Below are 20,381 nucleotides of genomic sequence, written 5' to 3' on the forward strand. Positions count from 1 at the left end.
CATCGATCGCCGTCCTCCTGGGTGCGAGCCTGGTGACCACACCCGCCGCTGCCCACGCCGCCGAGGTCTGGTCACCCCGCTCGTCGTACACCTCGACCGACACCGGCGCCGGCACCTACTCGGTGCCGCTGCTCAACGCCGACGTGCCGGACATCAGCGTCGAACGGGTGCCCGCCGCGGAGAACGACGAGGGGCGCGACCTCTACTACATGATCAGCACCACGATGCACCTGAGCCCGGGCGCGCCGATCATGAAGTCGTACGACCTTGTCAACTGGGAGATCGTCAACTACGTCTTCGACCGTGCCAGCATCGGCGACTCGTTCTCGCTGCGCAACGGTCAGAACTCGTACGGTCAGGGCCAGTGGGCGTCGTCGTTGCGCTACCACGACGGCATGTTCTACGTCGCCTTCAACACCAACAACCTCAACGGGGCGTACCTCTACCGCACCGACGACATCGAGAACGGCACGTGGCAGCGCACCGCCCTCGGCCGTGGCCTGCACGACCCGTCGCTCTTCTTCGACGTCGACGGCACGCCGTACATCTTCTACGGCTCCGGCGGCACCAGCGCCGTACGCCTCAACGCCGACCTGACGGCCATCGCGCAGGACTATCCGAACATCTTCACGGCGAACAACTACGCCGGGCAGCCGTTCATCGGTGGCCTGTTCGAGGGCGCGCAGTTCTACCACATCGACGGCTGGTACTACGCCGTCATCATCACCTGGCCGTCCGGGCAGGGCCGCCAGGTCGTGATGTTCCGGTCGAAGGACCTGCTCGGCCGCTACACCTCGGCCGGCGGGGTGAACACCTACGAGGCGCGTGGCGTGCTCAACTCCAACGGCTTCGCCCAGGGCAGCCTGGTGCCGATCGGCCGGGCCGGCGGCGGCACCGACTGGCACGGCATGTTCTTCCGCGACACGTTCCCGATCGGGCGGATCCCGGCGCTCATCCCCGCCACCTGGCAGGACGGGTGGCCGACCTTCGGCGCAGGCGGGGTCGTGCCGGTCAACGGCGTGTTCGACAAGCCGATCCGGCTCAGCCCGGCCGAGGAGGTCTTCGAGCGGCAGAAGAGCATCGTCGCCTCGGACGACTTCGCCAACGACGCGCCACACAGGGCGTACCAGGACGAGCAGTGGACCGTGCCGGCGCCGCTCGACCCGGCGGAGGTCGCCCCCAACGGGTCACGGCTGGACCTGGCGTGGGAGTGGAACCACGCACCGGACAACCGGTACTGGTCGCTCACCGACCGGGACGGCTGGTTGCGGTTGACGGCCGGCAAGGTGGTCACCGGCCAGTACGTCTACACGAAGCTGTCCAACCGGGCCGAGCTGGCCTGGTTCGAGGAGGCCCGCAACACGCTCTCGCAGCGGACCTTCGGGCCACGGCAGTCGGTGCAGACCCGGATGGACATCTCCGGGATGAGGAACGGCGACGTCGCGGGCCTGGCGGCCTACAACCGCGGCTTCTCCTACGTGGCGGTCAAGCGCGTCGACGGTGTCAACACCCTCGGCGTCGTCAACCGGTCGCAGCCGTTCGCCGTCGACCTCGACCAGTCGACGTTGGAAAACTTCGTGGCGGGCACGACAGTGGCGTTGGGTGACGCGACCGAGGTGCACGTGAAGGCCGACCTCGACTTCGCCTCGCCGGTCGGCCAGTTGTGGACGACGTTCTACTACAGCCTGGACGGGTTGACGTGGACCCGGCTCGGCAACCGCGTCGGCCCGCAGACGCTGGACGGCAGCCTCGCCCATTTCATGGGTCACCGGGTGGGCCTGTTCACCTACGCGACCCAGGAGACCGGCGGGCACGTCGACTTCGACAACTACCTGCTCAGCGACGTGCTGACCGCGCAGGCCCGGCCGCTGGACACCGTCGCCCTCGACGCGGCCATCGCCCACGCGCGCACGCTCGACGTGCGCCACTACCCGCCCGACGCCTGGGCCGCGACGCAGTCCGCACTCGCGGCGGCGACGTCGGCGCGGGCCGGGCAGTTCGGCACCCAGAACCAGATCGACGCCCCGGAGCGCGCACTCAGCTACCAACTGGCCCGACTCGGCGTGCTCGCGGCACTGCCGGTCACGGCCAGCGCCGAGGTGCGGTGTCTGGCTGGCAGGGCGTACCTGGCGGTGCGGGCGCGCAACGACTCGGACGGGCCGGTCGGGATCACCCTGGAGACCCCGTACGGCAACCGGTCGTTCGCGACCGTGGCGCCGGGGGCGAACGTCTACCAGTCGTTCCCCACGCGTGCGGCGTCGGTGGCGGCCGGCTCGGCGACGGTCCGGGTGACCGGCACGGTCGCCGGCCGGGACGTGACCACCGACCACTCCGCGCCACACCCCGGCGCCACCTGCGGCGGATAACCCCACCACGAGCCCTCGGCTCAACGACACGCACCACCGGCGACCGGCCGTGCGGCGCGGAACAGCGCACCTGTTCCGCTCCGCCGGCCGCGGTCGAGCCGGTGGCGGCGGTCGACCCCTGATGTCCGGACCACCCACCGATCCCCCGTACACCGATGACCGCACGTCAGAGATGAAGGAGGACGTTTCGTGGAACAACGAATGCGACGGCCGACCCGAGGACGGGTCGCGGCGCTCGCGACAGTCGGCCTGCTGCTGGCCGCCGGGTTCGGCGCCGGGGCCGCGCCGGTCCAGGCCGCCGACACGAATCTCGTCGTCAACGGCGGGTTCGAGGACGGCCTGGCCAACTGGTTCGTCAACAACGGAAACGCCGGCGACGGCGCCCAGTTGTCGGCCACCTCGGATGCCTACGCTGGTGCGAACGCCGCGCTCGTGACCAGCCGGACGACGACCGGGTCCGGGCCGATGCAGGACCTCAGCGGCAAGGTGCAGGCCGGTCAGGCCTACACGCTGACGGCCCGCATCAAGTACGAGAACGCGAGCGGACCGGCCACCAAGCAGTTCTTCGCCACCATGCACTACGGCGGCGGCACCTACACCAACCTCGTGAGCGTGACGGCGACGAAGGGCCAGTGGGCGCAGTTCAACGGGACGTTCACGATCCCGGCGACGCAGACCGTGTCGACGGCACGCCTGTTCTTCGAGACCCCCTGGACCGCCACCCCGTCCACGGACCCGGACCTGCATCTCATGGACTTCAAGCTCGACGACGTGTCGGTGGTCGGCGCCGCGCCGCCCGCACCGGCGTCGAAGACCATCGAGGTGGTCGGCAAGCTGCCCGGGGAGCACAACCCGTTGATCGGGCACAAGTTCGGCGCCGACGGCTTCGGCCTCGTGCACGACGGCCGGGTGTACATGTACATGACAAACGACACCCAGGGCTACGCCCCGAACCCGGCCACCGGCGTCTCGCCGGGGATCAACTACGGCGACATCAACCAGATCACGGTGATCTCCTCGGCGGACCTGGTGAACTGGACCGACCACGGTGAGATCCAGGTCGCCGGCCCGAACGGGGTGGCCCCGTTCACCGCCAACTCGTGGGCTCCGGGCATCACCAAGAAGGTGGTGAACGGGGTGGAGAAGTTCTTCCTCTACTACGCCAACGGCGGTGGCTCCAGCAACGTGATCACGGGCGCGTCGCCGCTCGGCCCGTGGACCAGCGAGCGTACGAGCACGCTTATCGACGGCCGCACCCCCGGTGCCGAGAACGTCGCGTGGAAGTTCGACCCGGCCCCGTTCGTCGACGACGACGGCCAGCCGTACCTCTACTTCGGTGGTGGCCCCGCTTCGACGAGCATGCCGCCGGCCGAGCGCTTCAACAACCCGAAGAACATCCGGGCCATCGAACTCGACGACACCATGGTCGCGACCCAGGGAACGGCCGCGGTGGTCGACGCCCCGGTGGCCTTCGAGGCGGGTCACGTCTTCAAGCGGCAGGGCAAGTACTACTTCTCGTACTCGTCGCACTTCGGTGGGAACGACTTCGGTGGCAGCCAGCAGCCGCTCCCCGGCTACCCCGGTGGTGGCCAGATCGGCTACCTGATCTCCGACAACCCGATGTCGTGGCCCAAGGAGACCTACGCCGGCGTGCTCTTCCCGAACCAGTCGCAGTTCTTCGGGTCCGGCACCGGTGGCAACAACCACCAGTCGGTCTTCGAGTTCGAGGGCAAGTACTACTTCACCTACCACGCGCCGACGTTGAACAAGCGCATCAACGGCAACACGACGCAGGGGTACCGCAGCCCGCACATCCAGGAGTTGGCCTTCAACCCGGACGGCACGATCCAGCAGGTCGTCGGCACCTACGCCGGTGTGAACCAGGTGCGCGACTTCGACCCGTACCGTGTCTTCGAGGCCGAGACGTTCGGCTGGAGCAAGGGCGTCGCGACCACGAAGGTCGACGGCGGCTCCGCCCAGTTCGGCGGCGCGGCACCGAACCTGGTGGTCCGTGACATCGACAACGGCGACTGGACGGCGTTGTCGTCGGTGAACTTCGGCGACAACGGCGCGCGGAGCGTGACGGCGAAGGTACGGGCGCTCGCCGCCGGCGGGCAGATCCAGGTCCGGCTGGACTCCGCCACCGGTCCGGTCGTCGGCACCGCCGCCGTCGACACGCCGGTCGGCCAGTGGGCCGAGGTGACCGCCGAGCTTGCCGGCGTCAGCGGTGTGCACGACGTCTACTTCACCTACACCGGTCCGGCCGGCGTCGACCTCTTCGAGATCGACAACTGGGCCTTCCAGGCGGCCACCCTGGAGCTGCCCGTCACGGTCACCGCGTCGGCGCGGTGCGTGGGCGGCAAGGTCTACGTGGCGGTGCAGGCGCGCAACGACCATGACGCGCCGGTGGGGATCGCGCTGGAGACCGCGTACGGCGAGCGTTCGTTCGCGGCCGTCGCGCCGGGCGCGAACGCCTACCAGTCGTTCAACACGCGCGCCGTCTCGGTGCCGGCGGGTTCGGCGACGGTCCGGGTGACCGGGGCGGTCGGTGGACAGGACGTGACGACCGTCCGCACCGTGCAACACCCCGCCGGCACCTGTGGCGGATAACCCCTTCTGGACGAGAACGGAGATCACATGAACACAGACAAACGGCGGCGGATGCTCGCGGCCGGTGCCGCCGGCGCGGCTCTGGTCGGGGCCGCGGTGCTGCCGTCGCCCGCCCTGGCCGAGCCCGACGACGACGCCAGCGTGCGGGTGACTGTCGACATCGACGAGGTCAGGGAACCGGGCGTCCTGGCCCTGTCCATCGCCGGCGACGCCGTCGCGCTGTCCGAGGACGGCTCGACCCTGCTGGTTCGGCAGTTCGTCGGTACGCTGCCCACGGTGACGGTCACCGACACCCGCGTCGCCGACGAGGTTCCCGACGGCGTCGGTTGGGCGGTGCTCGGCAGCGCCACCGACTTCGCGGGCACCTCCGGCCAGGCGCCGATCACCGCCGACCACCTCGGGTGGAAGCCCCGCCTGCTCGACGGCGGGGACAGCGGCCTGGTCACCGAGGGCGAGGAGGTCGTGACCGCGCTGGACGAGGAGACCCTGCCGGGTAACAACGTCGGCCTTGTCGACCAGGAGCTGTTGGTTTCGGCCTTCGACTCCGAGGCCGTCGCCAGCGACTCCTACTCCGTCAACGCCGACCTGTACCTGCGTACCCCGGCGGAGGTCGCCGCCGGCGAGTACAGCTCGACGCTCACGCTCTCCCTGTTCGAGTAGTGGTGTGGCGGGGGCCCGGTCCGGGCCCCCGCCAAGCCCCCCGCCGAAGGGCCCATCCGCATGACCGTCTCCCCGCTGCGCCGGGTGCTCACCGTCCTCGCCGCCGTGGCCCTCACGGTCGGGGCCCTCACGGTGGGGGTTGCGCCGGTCGGGGCGGCGGCGGAGCCAGACCCGAAGGCCCTGACCTGGACGGTCCAGCCGGCCACCCCGAGCGGGCCCGACCAGCGCCGGTGGATCAACGCCAGCCTCGACCCGGGGGCGGTCGTGACCGAGCACCTGGCGGTCCGGAACTTCAGCCGTAACGCTGTCGCCTTCTCCCTGAAGGCCGCCGACGGCTATCTCACCGACAAGGGTCGCTTCAACATGTTCTCGTCCGACCGCCCCTCGGTCGACGGCGGCACCTGGATCGACGTGCAGGAGAAGGTCACCGTCGGCCCGAACGAGACGAGGGTGGTGCCGTTCACGATCACGGTGCCCAAGGGCGCCACGCCGGGGGACCACCCCGCCGGCATCGCCGCGACCGTCACCAGCACCGGTGGCACGGTCAACGTCGAGAGCCGGGTGGGTTTCCGGGTCATGGTCCGGGTCAACGGGTCCGCCCAGGCGACCCTGCCGGTTCAGGGCCTCAGCGCGAGGTACACGCCGTCGTGGAATCCCTTCGCCGGTGGCACGCTGCGGGTCCGCTACACCGTCGGGAACGCGGGCAACGTCTGGGTCAGCGGAACGAGCCGGGTGGTGGTGTCCGACCTCTTCGGACGGACCAGCCACGACGCCACACGTACGGTCGAGGAGTTGCTCCCGGCCGGCAGCCGGCAGGTGGAGACCCGCGCCGACGGCGTCTGGGCGCTGGTACGCCTCCGCACGACCGTCACCACGTCACCGGCCCTGCTCGGCGACGCCCAGGTCGGTGCCGATCTCCGGCCGGTCTCCGCCACCGTCACCACCTGGGTCGTGCCGTGGGCGCAGCTCGCGCTGCTGGTTCTGCTCGGCGTACTGCTCGTCGGTCTGCGGGCGATGGTCCGGCACCGCCGTCGTCGGCTGGCCGGGCTGCTCGCCCGTGCCCGCCAGGAGGGTCGGCAGGAGGGGCAGGAGTCGGTGCGGGTCGGAGGCGGGACCTTTGGCGCTGAGCCCGACCCGGGCGACGCCCGCCGGTAGTCTGCCGCGCGCCGCACTCGCGTCGTCGGATGGTGGGCGCCCCGTGCAGGCCCGCGGGGCTGCAACAAACCTGCAAACGCTAACCCTTGCCTTGGGGGAAAACGCTTTCCTACCATTGCGGTACATCGATGTTCCATCTGTGAGCCGGGCGATCACACATCGATCAACGCCACCTCGGGTGCACCGCTTGCGCGGCCGGTTCCCTGCGCTTATCAGGGCGAGGCGGATGCCGGCAGGCCGTCGGTGATGTCGAGCGGTCGGCAGGGTTTCCACCGAGCAAGCGCGCGGTCCCACGGGCCGCCATCCGGCGATGGACCTCTCGAATGTGAAGGTGAGGCGAGATGAAAAGACATGTCGCTCTGCGACTTCAGGCGGTGCTGGCCACGGCGGCCGTCGGGATCGCGGTCGCGGTGGCCCTGCCGACCCCGCAGGCGTCGGCGGCGGCCGGCAGCGCCACCGGCTATGCCACCCAGAACGGCGGGACCACCGGCGGTGCGGGCGGGCAGACCGTGCGCGCCACCACGGGCACCGCGATCCACGCGGCGCTCTGCGGTCGCCCCAGCAGCAGCACCCCGATCACCATCGAGGTCACCGGGACCATCAACCACGGCAACACCGCCAAGGTGTCGGGGGCGAGCTGCAACACGGCCGCCGGCGTGATCGAGCTCAAGCAGATCAGCAACGTCACCATCATCGGTGTCGGCAGTGGGGCGGTCTTCGACCAGCTCGGCATCCACATCCGCGACTCCAGCAACATCATCATCCAGAACGTGACGGTCCGGAACGTCAAGAAGTCCGGCTCGCCCATCTCCAACGGCGGGGACGCCATCGGCATGGAGAGCACGGTCCGCAACGTCTGGGTCGACCACGTCACGCTGGAGGCGTCGGGCGGGGAGTCGGAGGGGTACGACGGCCTCTTCGACATGAAGGACAACACCCAGTACGTCACCCTGTCCTACAGCATCCTGCGCAACTCCGGGCGCGGCGGCCTCGTCGGGTCCAGCGAGACCGACCTCTCCAACAGCTTCATCACCTACCACCACAACCGGTACGAGAACATCGACTCCCGGACGCCGCTGCTGCGCGGCGGCACCGCCCACATCTACAACAACCACTACGTGAGCCTGCGCGAGTCGGGCATCAACTCCCGGGCCGGGGCGAAGGCGAAGGTCGACAACAACTACTTCCAGAACTCCAAGGACGTGCTGGGCACCTTCTACACCGACCAGCGCGGCTACTGGCAGGTGAGCGGCAACATCTTCGACAACGTCACCTGGTCCGGCACCGGCAGCGACAACTACCCCGCCGGCCCCAACCCGACGTCCAACACCACTGTCACCATCCCGTACGCGTACAGCCTCGACGGGGCGAGCTGTGTCCCGGACGTGGTCCGGCAGACGGCGGGCCCCAACACGGGTCTGCGGGTGTCGAACGGCAGTTGCTCGCCGCAGAGTCCGTCGCCGACCACGCCGCCGCCGACGAGCGCCCCGCCGACCACGCCGCCGCCGGGTGGCGGGACCAACCTCAGCCTCGGCGCCGGTGCCGACGGGTCCAGCAAGGCCAGCGGGACCAGCTACGGCAACGTGCGGGACGGCAACATCGGCACCTACTGGTCGCCGGCCGGAGCGACCGGCACCATCTCGATCAAGTGGGGCTCCGCGACGCGGGTGTCCCGAGTGGTCATCCGTGAGCCGTCCGGGACCCAGGGCTCCATCGGGGCCTGGCAGCTCATCAACAACGACAACGGGGCCGTCCTGGCCTCCGGCAGCGGGGCGGGCTCCATCACGTTCTCCTCGACCGCCCTCAGCAAGATCAACTTCAGGATCAACAGCTCCGGCGGTACGCCGCGGGTCGGCGAGTTCGAGACGTACGCCAGCTAGCGTGCGCGGGCGGGAGCGGCGCAACCTGTCGCTCCCGCCACGCGCGAGCACCTGTCAGCCGAACACCTCGGCGGTTGGTCAGCTCTGCTTCGTCTCCCAGAAGATCTTCGAGATCTCCTCGATCTTCGCCAGGAGCTGCTCCGCGACCGCCGGGTCGACGGTTCCCTTCGCGCCGCCGGCCCCGGCCAGCTTGGTGGCCTCGTTGAACAGGCCGTGCAGTTCGGGGTGCGCCTCGAAGTGCGGGGCCTTGAAGTAGTCGGTCCACAGGACCCAGAGGTGGTGCTTGACCAGCTCGGCGCGCTGCTCCTTGATGATCAGCGCCCGGGTCCGGAATTCCGGATCGGTGCTGGCCTGGTATTTCTCGGCGATCGCCTTGATCGACTCGGCTTCGATCCGCGCCTGGGCCGGGTCGTAGACGCCGCAGGGCAGATCGCAGTGCGCGCTCGCGACGATGCGCGGGCGACGTGGGCGTGGCAGATGCATCAGGGTCCTTCCGACAGCGGTGCGAAGGTGACGAACGTCCGGCCGGACAGCCCTACCGCCCGTCCGCCTCCCGGGCCGCGACCTGATCGACAAGGGGACGCTAAAACCTGAACTTGACTTCATGTCAAGGGGTGGGTCGGATCATGTTCGCCGCCGCGCACGTCCCCGGCCCGGATGGTCGCGGGGGCGAGCCCAGGCCCTCGTGCCGTGGCCGTCGGCCCGAGAGTCACCGCTGGTTGTCGATGAGAGCCAGGAGGGCAGCGTGCGTCCGCTCGTCGGCGGCGGTCTTCGGGAAACGGGCCAGCGATGACCCGTACTGCGAGCGGACGACCGCGGCTCCGGCCTCCGCCGCCTCGATGGCCAGCGCGTGATCACTGATCGACATGTCTGACATGATGCCGCCCGCCCGGTCGACCGGGCGGGCGGCATCGCGACCGCGTCAGCAATCGCAGTCGGGCGGCACGATGTAGAAGAAGACATGTCCGGTGGTCGCCCGGTACGTGGCGGTGCCGGACCAGGAGAACTCGTACTGGAACTGCGGGTAGGTGCTGGCGTCCATGGTCGGCAGCGAGTCGCGGTAGGAGAAGGTGCCGTCGGCGGCGGTGGTCACGCCCGGGAGGGTGACCTCGGAGCCGTCCGGGCCGATCCGCCGCACGGTCAGCTTCCACCGCCCGCTGATCGACCCGCCGTTGAGATCGGTGACCCTGCCCTCGATGACCGCCTGCTGCCCGTTGAGAAGGGTGCGGTCGGGAGAGGTGGCCTCGATGTAGGACGGTTGCTTCTGCACGGTGCCGGAGACGGTGCCGGTGCTCCTCCGGTGGGTGGAGTTGCCGGCCCACGTCACGGTGTAGGCCACCGGCCCCGTCCTGCTCACGGTGTCGTCGAAACCGAAACCGCAGGAGGCGTCGGTGGTGACGTCCGGCAGTCGGCTCGCCGCGCCGCCGTCGACCCGCCGGCTCACGTGCACCACCGTCGGGCCCTGGCACGCGCCGACGTCGTAGGTGACGGCGCCGGTGACCCGGAACGGCACCCCGATGTACGCCGGGTCGGCCACCTGCCCGGCGACGTGCGAGTCCGTGGACGACACCGTGACCTCGTGGCTGGCGGACGGCGACGCGTACACCGAGTCGCCGTGCCAGGTGACGGTGTAGACGTACCGGCCGCCCTGGCTGGGCGTGTCGAGGAGGGTGAAGGCACCGCGGCTGTCGGTGGTGACGTTCGGCAGTTGCTCGACGGCACCGTCGAGGCGGTTGTTCCAGATCGCCCGGGTCACCGCCAGGGTCTGCGGTTGCGCGGGAGCCCTGCCGTCGAGGCCCAGGACGCCGGAGAGCGACAGTTGCCTGCCGTCCCTGCCGTTACCCGGCCCGCCGAGGGTGAGCGTCGCGGCGCGCCCGGCCACCGGAACCGTGGCCGAGGCCGTGCTGCCGTGGTAGTTGCCTGTCGGATTCCAGTAGACGTCGTAGCGGAGGTGCCCGCTCAGCGGGGGGACGTCGGTGAGGGTGAAGCTGCCGTCGGCCGCCGTGGTGGCCGAGAGGACGACCCAGGTGCCGTCCGGAATGGTGCGGGTGACCTGAAGCTCCTGCACCCCCGGGTCGGTGCCGTCGGCAAGGGTGAGCCGGCCGGTGATGCGCAGTGGGTCGAGCGCGGTGCCGGAGGTGGGCGCGGTCAGGGAGATGGCCGACGTCGGAAGCGTCGCGTCGACCACGTGCCAGAGCCGGAACGCGCCCTCGCGCTCGATGACCGCGAAGACGTCCCTGCCGAGGACGGTCGCGGTGCCGAGAACCATCTGACCCAGCTCGGTGCTGGCCGTGTTGATCACCTTGCCGCTGACGGTGTCGTGGATCATCAGCGCCGGGCCTTCGGGGACGTAGTGGCCGGCAGCGAGGTGTCGACCGTCCGGGCTGAACGCCACCGCCGTCGGCCATCCTGACGAGCCGCCGTAGCGGTGCACCTCGGCGAGGGTGGCGGTGTCGTAGGCGAGAGCCTCGGACTCCCCGCCCCAGGCGGCCACCAGCAGCGAGCCCTCCGGGTTGAGCGTCAGGTCGCCGAGCACGGGCACCTCGATCGTGCCGCGCTCGGTGGCCTGCTGGCCGTCGACGGAGTAGACGTGGACCGTCGACGGGTGCAGTTCGGTCTCTCCGAGGGCCAGCACGCCGCCGGCCGCGGCGACAGCCGGGGCACCGAACAGGTTGTCGGTGATGCTGACGACGGTGGGGGAGGCGGCGGCGAGGTCAAGCGTCAGCGCTCCGCCCGCCCCGCTGCGCTCGCAGCCGTAGCCGACCCAGACTCGGCTGCCGGAGAGCGCGAGGTGCCGGGGGCAACGCTGCCCGATGTCGATTCTGCGGACGACCTCCCCGGTGCTGGTGTCGATCTCGGCCACCGCACCGCCGTCGTACAGCGCCACGTAGAGGCGGTCGCCGCTGGGCGTGATCGCGAGGCCGCGCGCGCCGGCGAGCCCACCCACCGTGTCGGTGACGGTGCCTGTCGAATCGGCGACGAGCACCCGGTCCGTCGTGGAGACGAAGACCCTGCCGCCTCCGGCGGCGGTGTCGAAGACGTCGGTGACGTCGGGCAGGCGGGTCGCGCTGTCCGCGGCGGCGGTGGGTGCGGCCGCGCCCACCGCGGCGAGGGCCGGCCCGGGCACGCCGACCGCGGTGGCGGCGACCAGGGTCACCCCGGCGGTCGCGCCGGCAACCCGGCGTGCCAGTGCGGCGCGGGTGCCGACGAATGATGGTCTGTGAAGCATTGTTCTCCCCGTCCGGGGTGACGGGTCGTCACCCCGCACGGGATCATGACTGGCCCTTCCGACGGGAATCCACCCGTCTCCGGCAGGCAATGGGGCATTTTCACATGTCGATAACTACGACATCGTTCCGCTGCCCCGCCGGACCTCGCGGCAAGGGGGGACGACGGTCAGGAGATCGCCGCCCGCACCAGCTCGACGACCTTCTTCTCCACCGCGGGGCTCCACTTCTGGAGGGCGTACGCCACCGGCCACAGGTCGCCGTCGTCGAGGTTGGCCGCGTCCTGGAAGCCCAGGGTCGAGTAGCGGTAGTTGAACTTGCCGGAGTCCTGGAAGAAGACCACGATCTTGCCGTCGGCGTTCGCGTAGGCGGGCATCCCGTACCACGTCTTGGGTGACAGATCCGGGGCGGCGGCGGTGACCGTCACGTGCACGCGCTCGGCGAGCGCCCGGTCGTCCGGTTCCATCTGCGCGATCCGGTCCAGGATCGCCTGTAGCCCGTCGGCCTTCTTCGCGCCCTTCTTGCCCTCGGCGCGCAACTCGGCGGCGCGCTCCTTCATCGCGGCCCGCTCCTCCGGGCTGAAACCGTCGGACCCGGTCGTGGTGGTCATCGCGGACATTCGCGGGCTCCCTCTCGTCGTCCGGTCTCGGCGTGCTGCCGGCGACCTGGGAAAAGGCTAGACCGGGCGACACCGGCCGGGCTTCTCGATTCCTGATCGGTAGGCCGCTTCCGCACCCGACCAGCGCTGACCGCGGGTCGCCCCGGCCGCGGTCAGGCGGCGGCCACCTTCCGGTACGCCCACGGGGCGCGGTAGGAGCCCGACGACTACGACGCCTCCCGGGCAGCGGCAATGGTCCGTCCACGCTCGGAGTCAGGGAAGCGGTCGAGCATGGCCCGCACCTCGTCGGCGCTCACGTTGGCACCGAACAACTCGCTGCCCGGTTCGAGACGTACGCCCTCGGCCAGGGGGCCGGCGACGACCGGATCGAAACCCAGCGCGTCCACGAGGGCCCCGACCGTGGCGAGGTCCGTGGCGTCGTCGCCGGCAATCGCGATGGCCTTGCGGCCGGCCGATCCCGCCGGCCGCGCCTCGTCCTCAAGGTCGTGGTAGCCCATGTGGTTGAACGCCTTGACGACCCGGGACCCGGACAGGAACGCCTGGACGATCTCGCTTGACGAGGTACGCGGGTCGGTGAGGTCGTCGCGGATGCCGTCGATCTCCCACCAGTAGTTCATGGCGTCGACGACGAGCCTGCCGCGCAGTGCCTCGGCGGGAACGCTGCGGTACTTACCCAGCGGCAGGGCGAGGATCACGATGTCGGCCTCGGCCACCGCGTCGGCCGCCGTGGTGGCCGACGCCCCCGGAGCGAGCACCTCGACGGTGAGGGCGATCTTCGCCGGGTCGCCGGAGCCGGCGACCCGCACCCGGTAGCCGGCGGCGACGGCGAGCCGGGCGAGCACCGTGCCCACCTTGCCGGCCCCGAGCACACCAAGGGTCTGGGGTCGGTCGTTGTCGAACATGTCGTCCTCTCGGTTCTGACGTGCTGATCAGGCCAGCAGCTCGCGGACCATGGGGATCACCTTGGAGCCGTACAGTTCCACGGCCCGCATCCGGGCACTGACCGGTTGGGCGCCGGCCGAGTAGATGAGGTCGAACCGTCCGACGCCGAGGCTGCGGATCGCGCGGGCCATCCGCCGGGCCACGGTCTCCGGCGAGCCGATGTAGAGGGAGCCGTTCTCCACCTCGGAGTCGAACTCCTGGCGGCGGATCGGTGGCCAGCCGCGCAGTTTGCCGATCCGGTCCCGCATGATCCGGTAGTGCGGCCAGTAGATCTCCTTGGCCTGCTCGTCGGTGTCCGCGATGAAGCCGGGCGAGTGCATGCCGACCGGGTGCGCGGTCGTGCCGAGTTGGTCGGCCGCCCGGCGGTACAGGTCGATGTAGGGCGCGAAGCGTTCGGGAGCGCCGCCGATGATGGCGAGCATGAGGGGGAGCCCGTACTGGGCGGTGCGGACGACCGACTGTGGTGAGCCGCCCACGCCGACCCAGGTGCTCAGGTGTCCCGACTCCGTCTTGGGAAAGACGTCGGCATTCTCCAGCGGGGCACGCAGGGTGCCGCTCCAGGTGACCGGCTTCTCGTCGAGCAGCTTGACGAACAGCTCGATCTTCTCCTCGAACAGCGTGTCGTAGTCGCGCAGGTCGTAGCCGAAGAGGGGGAACGACTCGGTGAACGAGCCGCGACCGAGGATGACCTCGGCCCGGCCCTGCGACAACGCGTCCACCGTGGCGAAACGCTGGAACACCCGGACCGGGTCGTCCGAACTCAGCACTGTCACGCCGGAGGCCAGTCGGATCCGTGAGGTACGGGTGGCGATGCCCGCAAGCACCGTCTCCGGCGTCGACACCGAGTACTCCGGCCGGTGGTGCTCGCCCAGCGCGATGACGTCGACCCCGAGCTGGTCGGCGAGCACGGCCTCGTCGACGACCTGGCGGATCGCCGCGGCGTGGGAGACGAGCTTGCCGGTGTCGTCCTGCGGTACGTCGCCGAACGTGTCCAGGCCGAACGAGAGATCAGACATGGGTGGGCTCCTTCGCCAGCAGCTCCCGGACTCGCGGTGCGACCGCACTGCCGAGCAGTTGGATCGTGCGCGCGCGTGCCTCGCGGGGCAGGTGCATGATGTCGTACTTCAGATCGAAGCGGCTCAGCCGCAGGTCGCGGGCGACCGTGGCGATCTTCTGGGCCACCGTCTCGGGCGACCCGACGAAGAGCGCGCCGTGGTCGATTTCGGCCTCGTAGCGTGCGCGGTCCGGTTTGTAGAAGCCGCGTTCCGCGGCGAGCGCCGCCGCGACCGGCTGCCAGTACCGCCACCACGTCTCCACCGCCTCCTCGTCGGTGTCTGCGACAAGGCCGAGGGAGTGCTGCCCGATTGGCTGCGGGGTATGCCCGAACTGTTCGAGCGCTTTGCGGTAGAGGTCGACGTGGCCGGCGAACCGCTGTGGTCGCCCACCGATGATCGCCAGCAGGAGCGGGAGACCGTACCGGGCGGCGCGGATCACCGAGTTCGGGCTGCCCCCGACGCCGATCCAGGTCGGGATGCCGCCGGGCCGCATCCGGGGATGCAGGCGCTGGCCGGTGAGGGGACTTCGTACCGTTCCGGACCAGGTGACCGATTCGTCGCGCTGAAGCCGGAGGAAGAGGTCCAACTTCTCCTCGAACAACCGCTCGTAGTCGGCCAGGTCGTAGCCGAACAGCGGAAACGACTCGGTCGCCGACGCGCGTCCGAGGACCATCTGGACGCGGCCGTCGGACACGGCGTCGAGGGTGGCGAACTCGTGGTAGAGGCGTACCGGGTCGTTCGTGCTGAGCACCGTGACCGAGGTGCCGAGGCGAATCCGCTCGGTCGCCGTCGCGGCTGCCGCGAGCAACACGGGTGTGGCCGAGTCGTTGTGGCCCTCCCGGTAGTGCTCACCGAGGCTGAACACGTCGAGCCCGACCGACTCGGCGAGTCGTGCCTCCTCGACGAGGAGCCGTACGGTCTCGGCGTCGCTCAGGACCCGGTCGCCGTCGGTGGCCACCTCCCCGAACGAGTTGAGCCCCAGTTCGAAATCTGCGGCTGTCATCGTGTCCTCCTCGGTGCTCCCCGTGGGAGATCCGCGGGAGCGGACCTATCGGTTGACGTGTCAATGATGCTAACTTGGCGATTGACACGTCAATTCCCGGGAGAATGGCATGACGGAGACCACACCTGCCCGGCGGGGAGGACGCCAACTGCCGACGGCGCAGGAGCTGCGGATCTGGCGGGACTTCATCGAGACGACTGCGGCGCTGGGTTCCCGGCTCGAATCCCGTCTCCAGGGCGACTCCTCCCTGTCGACGGGGGACTACGCCGTCCTGCTCGCTCTCAGCGAGGCACCGGAGCAGGCGATGCGCTCGTCCGCACTCGCGTCGCACATCGGCTGGGAACGCAGCCGCCTCTCCCACCATCTGGGGCGGATGGAGCGGCGCGGCCTCATCCGCCGCCAGGAGTGCGCGACAGTCCCCCGGGGGGCGGAGGTACTGCTCACCACTGCCGGCGCCGAGGCGTTCGGCAAAGCCACGTTTCCCCACCTGCGCGCCATTCGTGAACTCTTCGTCGACGCCCTCACGCCGGACCAGATCGGCGCGGCGGGCGAGATCGCGGCGGCGCTGCGAGCGCGCCTCGACGCCCTACGCGAGGATTGACCACCCACCCCAGCGGGGGACGTCTGCGATGCTCTGACCTGGGAGTTTGTCGGATCTGGACAGTGGTGTTAGCGATGCTGGAGTGGTACCACTGAGGCACGACCAACCGGCGGCGCGGTGGTCGGGAGGAGGTTCCGTCCATGCGTACCACCAGCACCGCCCTCCGGCGCCGACCCTTGCGACGGGTCGCCATGGAGGGCACACCGGCGCGCGGGGCCGATGCCGCCTCGTCGTGCCCGCCGAGACGATGATGACGAGCCCGGAAGACACCAACGAAAAGGCGGCCGCCTACAACCGCGGTCTCGATGCCGGCCGGGTCGAGCAGCGTCTGGACGGGCACGACGAGCACCTGCGGCACATCAACGGTTCGATCGACTCGATGACCCGGGCGTTGCAGAGTCTCACCGAGGAGCTTCGCGCCAACGCGGCCGTGTTCACTGCCAGTGTGACCTCGGATCTTCGAGACACCAGGGAACGCGACAACATCGCCGCGGTCCGGGTGCAGGAGGCGGGCTTCGCCGCGTCGAAGAGGAAGGTCCGGTGGACGGCCTGGCAGCGCGCGTTCGCCGTGGTCGGCGCGATCGTCCTGGTGGTCAACTTCGGCCTGGGGCTCTACCTCGCCTTCAACCGCTGACGCGACGAGCCGTGGCCAGCAGGAACGCCCGGTCGTCCCTCTCCGTGCCCCGAGCGCGTCGCACCAGGCGGCACTCCTCCCGCAGGCCGGCGGCCTCGATCTCGGCGGCGACCCGATCCGGCGGGTAGCGGTGTCGCGCCAACTGGATCTCGTGCCCGAACCGGCGGCGGTAGGCCGCGGACAGGTCGCGTGTGCCGTCACCGGCCTGGAATCCGACGAGCAGGTGGCCACCTGGGCGAAGCACCCGGGCCGCCTCGGCGAAGACGCGCGCCTGCCCGGCGGGAGGTGTGTGGATTGTGGAATACCACAGCAGCACACCGGCGAACCGGGCGTCCGGGTAGGGCAGGGCGGTCAGCGAGCCCACGGCGAACATCAGGTCGCGGTGGTCCCGCCGGGCGCGGGCGATCATGCCCGGTGACAGGTCGACGCCGTGCACCAGACACCCACGGTCGGTGAGGTACCTGCTCATCCGGCCCGGGCCGCAGCCGGCGTCGAGGACCCGGGGGTCGCCGCCCGATGTCACCGCCTCGGCGAACGCGTCGACGATGGCGAGGTCGAGTGCGGCCTCGGCGCGGGTGTCTGGCAGGAGGGTGGCGTAGTCCTCGGCGACGGTGTCGTAGGCACGTCGTACGCCACGCAGGTCGAGCGGATCGGGGGAGGAGGAGGTCACGGACCGCATCATCGCAAGGCGGTGAGCCACCACTTCGCCAGCGGCGGGTCTTCGGCGCGTGCGCCACCGGGACCGATCGCGGCAGAGCACTGGACGCGCCGAAGACCCCGGGACCGGAGGGGACTACCCCTGCCAGGCGTCGATGGTCCGGACACCCTCACGCAGGGCCCGGTCCAGGACGGCGGGGTTACCGCTGGTGCCCTCCCAGCCCTGGTCGTCGAACACGGTCACCACTGTGTCGACGCGTGCCACCGCGATCTGGCTGGTCGCCTCGCGGCCGGTGTGTTCGCCGTTCAGGCTCGTCTCGGGCCACGTGCGGGTCAGCAGCAGCGCCTCGTCGCCGACACCGGGCACGGCCTTGCTCTTGGCGGTGGCCCGGTTCCCGAACTGCTGGTAGGTGGGGCACGCCTCCAGGGCGGTACGCAGACGTGCCATGTACGCGGTGGCGCCGTCGCCGTCGAAGGTGAAGATGGTTTGGTGGATCGTCCCCTGCGCCACATCGCCGGCGGTGGCGCCCGCCGACTGGTAGGTGACGGTCATCGCGGCGCTCGCCGTCACCTGCCGGCCTCCGGTGCCGAACTCGTTGGCACACAACTTCGGCAGGGCGTCCTCGACGGGCAGCGTCCGACGGGGAGACTTTCGCAGCTCGGTGGGCAACTCGAAGAAGGCCGATGTCGGGATGGTGGTCGGGCCGCTCGCGCTCGGCGACACCTGGCCGGTCGGATCCAGAGCTGCCGACGCGGACGTCGGCGCCGCGGTGGACGGGGTCGACCCGGGCCTGTCCTCGGTGCTGGTGCAGGCGGCGGCAACGGTGATGGTGCCCAGTAGCGGGATCAGCGCAAGCACGCGTCGCATTCGGGCGGGCGATGGCGGTGTGTGTCGGCTCATGATCACCTTTCGTCGATGTGGGGGCAGTTCCCGATGGGGCACCGTCCCAAACGACGGTGCGCGGCCGTCGGACGCTCACCCGCTGCTGGTAATCGGGATGTCGACACCTCCGCCTGCTGGCTAGGCTGTCCGCATGACCAGCGTGATCGCCCAGTGCACCGGAGCGTCGTCTGACGTCCAGGTCGGTGCACGGCGACGCCGGCGATCCGTCGCCCGCCCGCGCTGACCTGTTCCCGCGACCGGCGGATCGAGCCGCCGGTCGTGTGCCTGTCGTCCTCGGTCCGCCCCGCATCTCCTGTCGTCAGAGACCTGCGTGACAGTGCGGGTCCGAGTGAGATCGGCGTACTCATGGATCTTGAAAGATTGTTGTCCGACCGGCTGGCGCCGGCGTTCGCGGCGGTGGCCGGCGGCCCGGTCGACCCGCTCGTGCGGCGCTCCCCGCGAGCGGATTTCCAATCCGACGCGGCGCTGGCGCTGGCGCGGCGGCTCGGCCGCCCGCCGCGCGTCATCGCCGCCGCGGTGCTGGCGCACGCGGTGCTCGACGACGTCTGCGTGTCGGCGGAGGTCTCCGGGCCGGGCTTCATCAACCTCACCGTCTCCGACCTGGCACTTGCCGACCTGGTCGCCGGGCTGGCCGGCGACGCTCGGCTCGGCGTGCCGGCGACGGCGGCCCCGCAGACGGTGGTGGTCGACTACTCGGCGCCGAACGTGGCGAAGGAGATGCGCGTCGGGCACCTCCGCTCCACAGTCATCGGGGACGCGGCGGTCCGGCTGCTGGACTGGCTGGGGCACCGGGTCGTGCGGGTCAACCACCTGGGTGACTGGGGGACACCGTTCGGCATGCTGATCGAGCACCTGGCCGACCTCGGCGAGGCCGGGGCGGCGGACGAGTTGTCGATGGGTGACCTGGACGGCTTCTACCGGGCGGCGCGGGTCAAGTTCGACGCCGACGAGACGTTCCGGGAACGCTCGCGGCTGCGGGTGGTCGCGTTGCAGGGCGGCGACGAGCGGACGCTGCGGCTGTGGCGGTTGCTGGTGGCGCAGTCCGAGCGGTACTTCCTGACCGTCTACGACCTGCTCGACGTGACGTTGTCCGGGGACGACTTCCGGGGCGAGAGCGCCTACAACGATCTGCTCGCGGGGGTCGTCGACGACCTGGGCCGGTTGGGCCTGCTGGTGCCCAGCGGTGGGGCCGACTGTGTCTTCCCGGCCGGGTTCACCGGCCGGGACGGCGAACCGGTGCCGCTCATCGTCCGCAAGAGCGACGGGGGGTACGGCTACCCGGCCACCGATCTGGCCGCGTTGCGGCAGCGCGTCGGTGAGCTGGGCGCGACCCGGCTGCTGTACGTGGTCGGGCTGCCGCAGCGGCAGCACTTCGCGATGGTGTTCGCGGTCGCCCGGGCGGCCGGTTGGCTGTGCCCGCCGGCCCGGGCCGAGCATCTGGGCTTCGGGTCGATCCTCGGGGCCGACGGGCGGATGCTGCGCAGCCGGGCCGGCGAGTCGGTGAAGCTGGTCGGGCTGCTGGAGGAGGCGGTCGCCCGCGCCACCGACCTGGCCCGCAGGAGAAACCCGCAGTTGGACGCCGAAGCCGCCGCCGAGATCGGTCGCGCGGTGGGGATCGGCGCGATCAAGTACGCCGACCTGGCCACCGATCGGAGGAAGGACTATGTCCTGGACTGGGAGCGGATGCTTGCCCTGGACGGCAACACCGCGCCGTACCTCCAGTACGTGTACGCCCGGATCCGGTCGGTGTTCCGGCGCGCCGGAGCACCCGCGCGCCCGGACACGCCCATCGTGCTCACGTCCGCGGCGGAGCGCGCGCTCGCGGTCGAGCTGCTCGGCTTCGCGGCGGTGGTCGGCGAGGTGGAGCGAAACCTCGAGTTTCATCACCTCGCCGGCTACCTGCACCGGCTCGCCACCGCGTTCAACGCGTTCTACGAACGCTGCCCGGTGCTGCGGGCCCCGGACGAGCTGCGGGAGAGCCGGCTGTTGTTGGCCGAGCTGACAGCCCGGACGCTGCGGCAGGGGCTGCACCTGCTCGGCATCCGTTCCCCGGAGCGGATGTGAGGGG

General features: G+C 70.4%; 16 protein-coding genes and 1 pseudogene. 8 read left to right on the top strand and 9 right to left on the bottom strand.

Going from position 1 to position 20,381, the window contains the following annotated elements; all coding sequences use genetic code 11:
- Positions 1–32: 32 nt before the first annotated feature.
- From ACGFIW_RS04435 to ACGFIW_RS04455, 5 genes are all read left to right on the top strand, one after another.
- Complete coding sequence (locus tag ACGFIW_RS04435) at positions 33–2,366, top strand: glycoside hydrolase 43 family protein (protein WP_393310886.1); 2,334 nt, start codon at positions 33–35, stop codon at positions 2,364–2,366.
- 189 nt (positions 2,367–2,555) lie between these two features.
- Positions 2,556–4,976 carry a family 43 glycosylhydrolase gene (locus tag ACGFIW_RS04440; RefSeq protein WP_393310887.1) on the top strand — a complete coding sequence of 807 codons (2,421 nt, stop codon included), beginning with the start codon at positions 2,556–2,558 and terminating at the stop codon, positions 4,974–4,976.
- Positions 4,977–5,003: 27 nt separating this feature from the next.
- Positions 5,004–5,636, top strand: coding sequence for a hypothetical protein (locus tag ACGFIW_RS04445; protein ID WP_393310888.1), 633 nt, complete (start codon positions 5,004–5,006; stop codon positions 5,634–5,636).
- A gap of 60 nt (positions 5,637–5,696) precedes the next feature.
- Positions 5,697–6,791 carry a hypothetical protein gene (locus ACGFIW_RS04450; protein WP_393310889.1) on the top strand — a complete coding sequence of 365 codons (1,095 nt, stop codon included), beginning with the start codon at positions 5,697–5,699 and terminating at the stop codon, positions 6,789–6,791.
- A gap of 341 nt (positions 6,792–7,132) precedes the next feature.
- Positions 7,133–8,671: a polysaccharide lyase family 1 protein gene (locus ACGFIW_RS04455; protein ID WP_393310890.1), complete on the top strand. Its 1,539-nt coding sequence runs from the start codon at positions 7,133–7,135 to the stop codon at positions 8,669–8,671.
- Positions 8,672–8,749: 78 nt separating this feature from the next.
- On the opposite strand, the gene sodN is transcribed toward ACGFIW_RS04455, so the two are convergent.
- The 7 genes and pseudogenes from sodN to ACGFIW_RS04490 all read right to left on the bottom strand — a co-directional run bounded on the left by sodN (position 8,750) and on the right by ACGFIW_RS04490 (position 15,517).
- Entirely contained in the window at positions 8,750–9,154 is a 405-nt protein-coding gene (sodN, locus tag ACGFIW_RS04460; RefSeq protein WP_393310891.1) for a superoxide dismutase, Ni, read from the bottom strand.
- A gap of 247 nt (positions 9,155–9,401) precedes the next feature.
- Positions 9,402–9,539, bottom strand: a pseudogene (locus tag ACGFIW_RS04465) (phosphatase); the annotation flags it as partial.
- Positions 9,540–9,593: 54 nt separating this feature from the next.
- Positions 9,594–11,900, bottom strand: a complete 2,307-nt coding sequence (locus ACGFIW_RS04470; protein WP_393310892.1) for a hypothetical protein — start codon at positions 11,898–11,900, stop codon at positions 9,594–9,596.
- Between the two features lie 167 nt (positions 11,901–12,067).
- Positions 12,068–12,517, bottom strand: a complete 450-nt coding sequence (locus ACGFIW_RS04475) for an iron chaperone (protein WP_393310893.1) — start codon at positions 12,515–12,517, stop codon at positions 12,068–12,070.
- A 206-nt stretch (positions 12,518–12,723) separates the two neighbouring features.
- The gene (locus ACGFIW_RS04480) at positions 12,724–13,419 is read right to left on the bottom strand and encodes an NADPH-dependent F420 reductase (RefSeq protein ID WP_393310894.1); all 696 of its coding nucleotides are present in this window, start codon (positions 13,417–13,419) and stop codon (positions 12,724–12,726) included.
- A 27-nt stretch (positions 13,420–13,446) separates the two neighbouring features.
- Positions 13,447–14,475 (bottom strand): LLM class flavin-dependent oxidoreductase, encoded by a 1,029-nt coding sequence (locus ACGFIW_RS04485; RefSeq protein ID WP_393310895.1) that lies wholly within the window; start codon positions 14,473–14,475, stop codon positions 13,447–13,449.
- Positions 14,468–15,517 carry an LLM class flavin-dependent oxidoreductase gene (locus ACGFIW_RS04490; RefSeq protein ID WP_393310896.1) on the bottom strand — a complete coding sequence of 350 codons (1,050 nt, stop codon included), beginning with the start codon at positions 15,515–15,517 and terminating at the stop codon, positions 14,468–14,470. The genes ACGFIW_RS04485 and ACGFIW_RS04490 overlap by 8 nt, the downstream gene beginning before the upstream one ends.
- Before the next feature lie 109 nt (positions 15,518–15,626).
- Between ACGFIW_RS04490 and ACGFIW_RS04495 the strand changes: the two genes are divergently transcribed.
- Together ACGFIW_RS04495 and ACGFIW_RS04500 are read left to right on the top strand one after the other, a co-directional pair.
- Complete coding sequence (locus ACGFIW_RS04495) at positions 15,627–16,118, top strand: MarR family winged helix-turn-helix transcriptional regulator (RefSeq protein WP_393310897.1); 492 nt, start codon at positions 15,627–15,629, stop codon at positions 16,116–16,118.
- Between the two features lie 250 nt (positions 16,119–16,368).
- Entirely contained in the window at positions 16,369–16,752 is a 384-nt protein-coding gene (locus tag ACGFIW_RS04500; RefSeq protein WP_393310898.1) for a hypothetical protein, read from the top strand.
- On the opposite strand, the gene ACGFIW_RS04505 is transcribed toward ACGFIW_RS04500, so the two are convergent.
- Positions 16,742–17,422 (bottom strand): class I SAM-dependent DNA methyltransferase, encoded by a 681-nt coding sequence (locus ACGFIW_RS04505; protein WP_393310899.1) that lies wholly within the window; start codon positions 17,420–17,422, stop codon positions 16,742–16,744. The two genes, ACGFIW_RS04500 and ACGFIW_RS04505, sit on opposite strands and share 11 nt — an antisense overlap.
- Positions 17,423–17,545: 123 nt before the next feature.
- On the bottom strand, positions 17,546–18,268 hold the full coding sequence (locus ACGFIW_RS04510) for a hypothetical protein (RefSeq protein WP_393310900.1): 723 nt from the start codon (positions 18,266–18,268) through the stop codon (positions 17,546–17,548).
- Between the two features lie 390 nt (positions 18,269–18,658).
- On the opposite strand from ACGFIW_RS04510, the gene argS reads away from it, so the two are divergent.
- Positions 18,659–20,377: an arginine--tRNA ligase gene (gene argS, locus ACGFIW_RS04515; RefSeq protein ID WP_393310901.1), complete on the top strand. Its 1,719-nt coding sequence runs from the start codon at positions 18,659–18,661 to the stop codon at positions 20,375–20,377.
- Positions 20,378–20,381 lie beyond the last annotated feature (4 nt).

The organism is Micromonospora sp. NPDC048935 (genome assembly GCF_043197875.1).
GTDB lineage: Bacteria > Actinomycetota > Actinomycetes > Mycobacteriales > Micromonosporaceae > Micromonospora.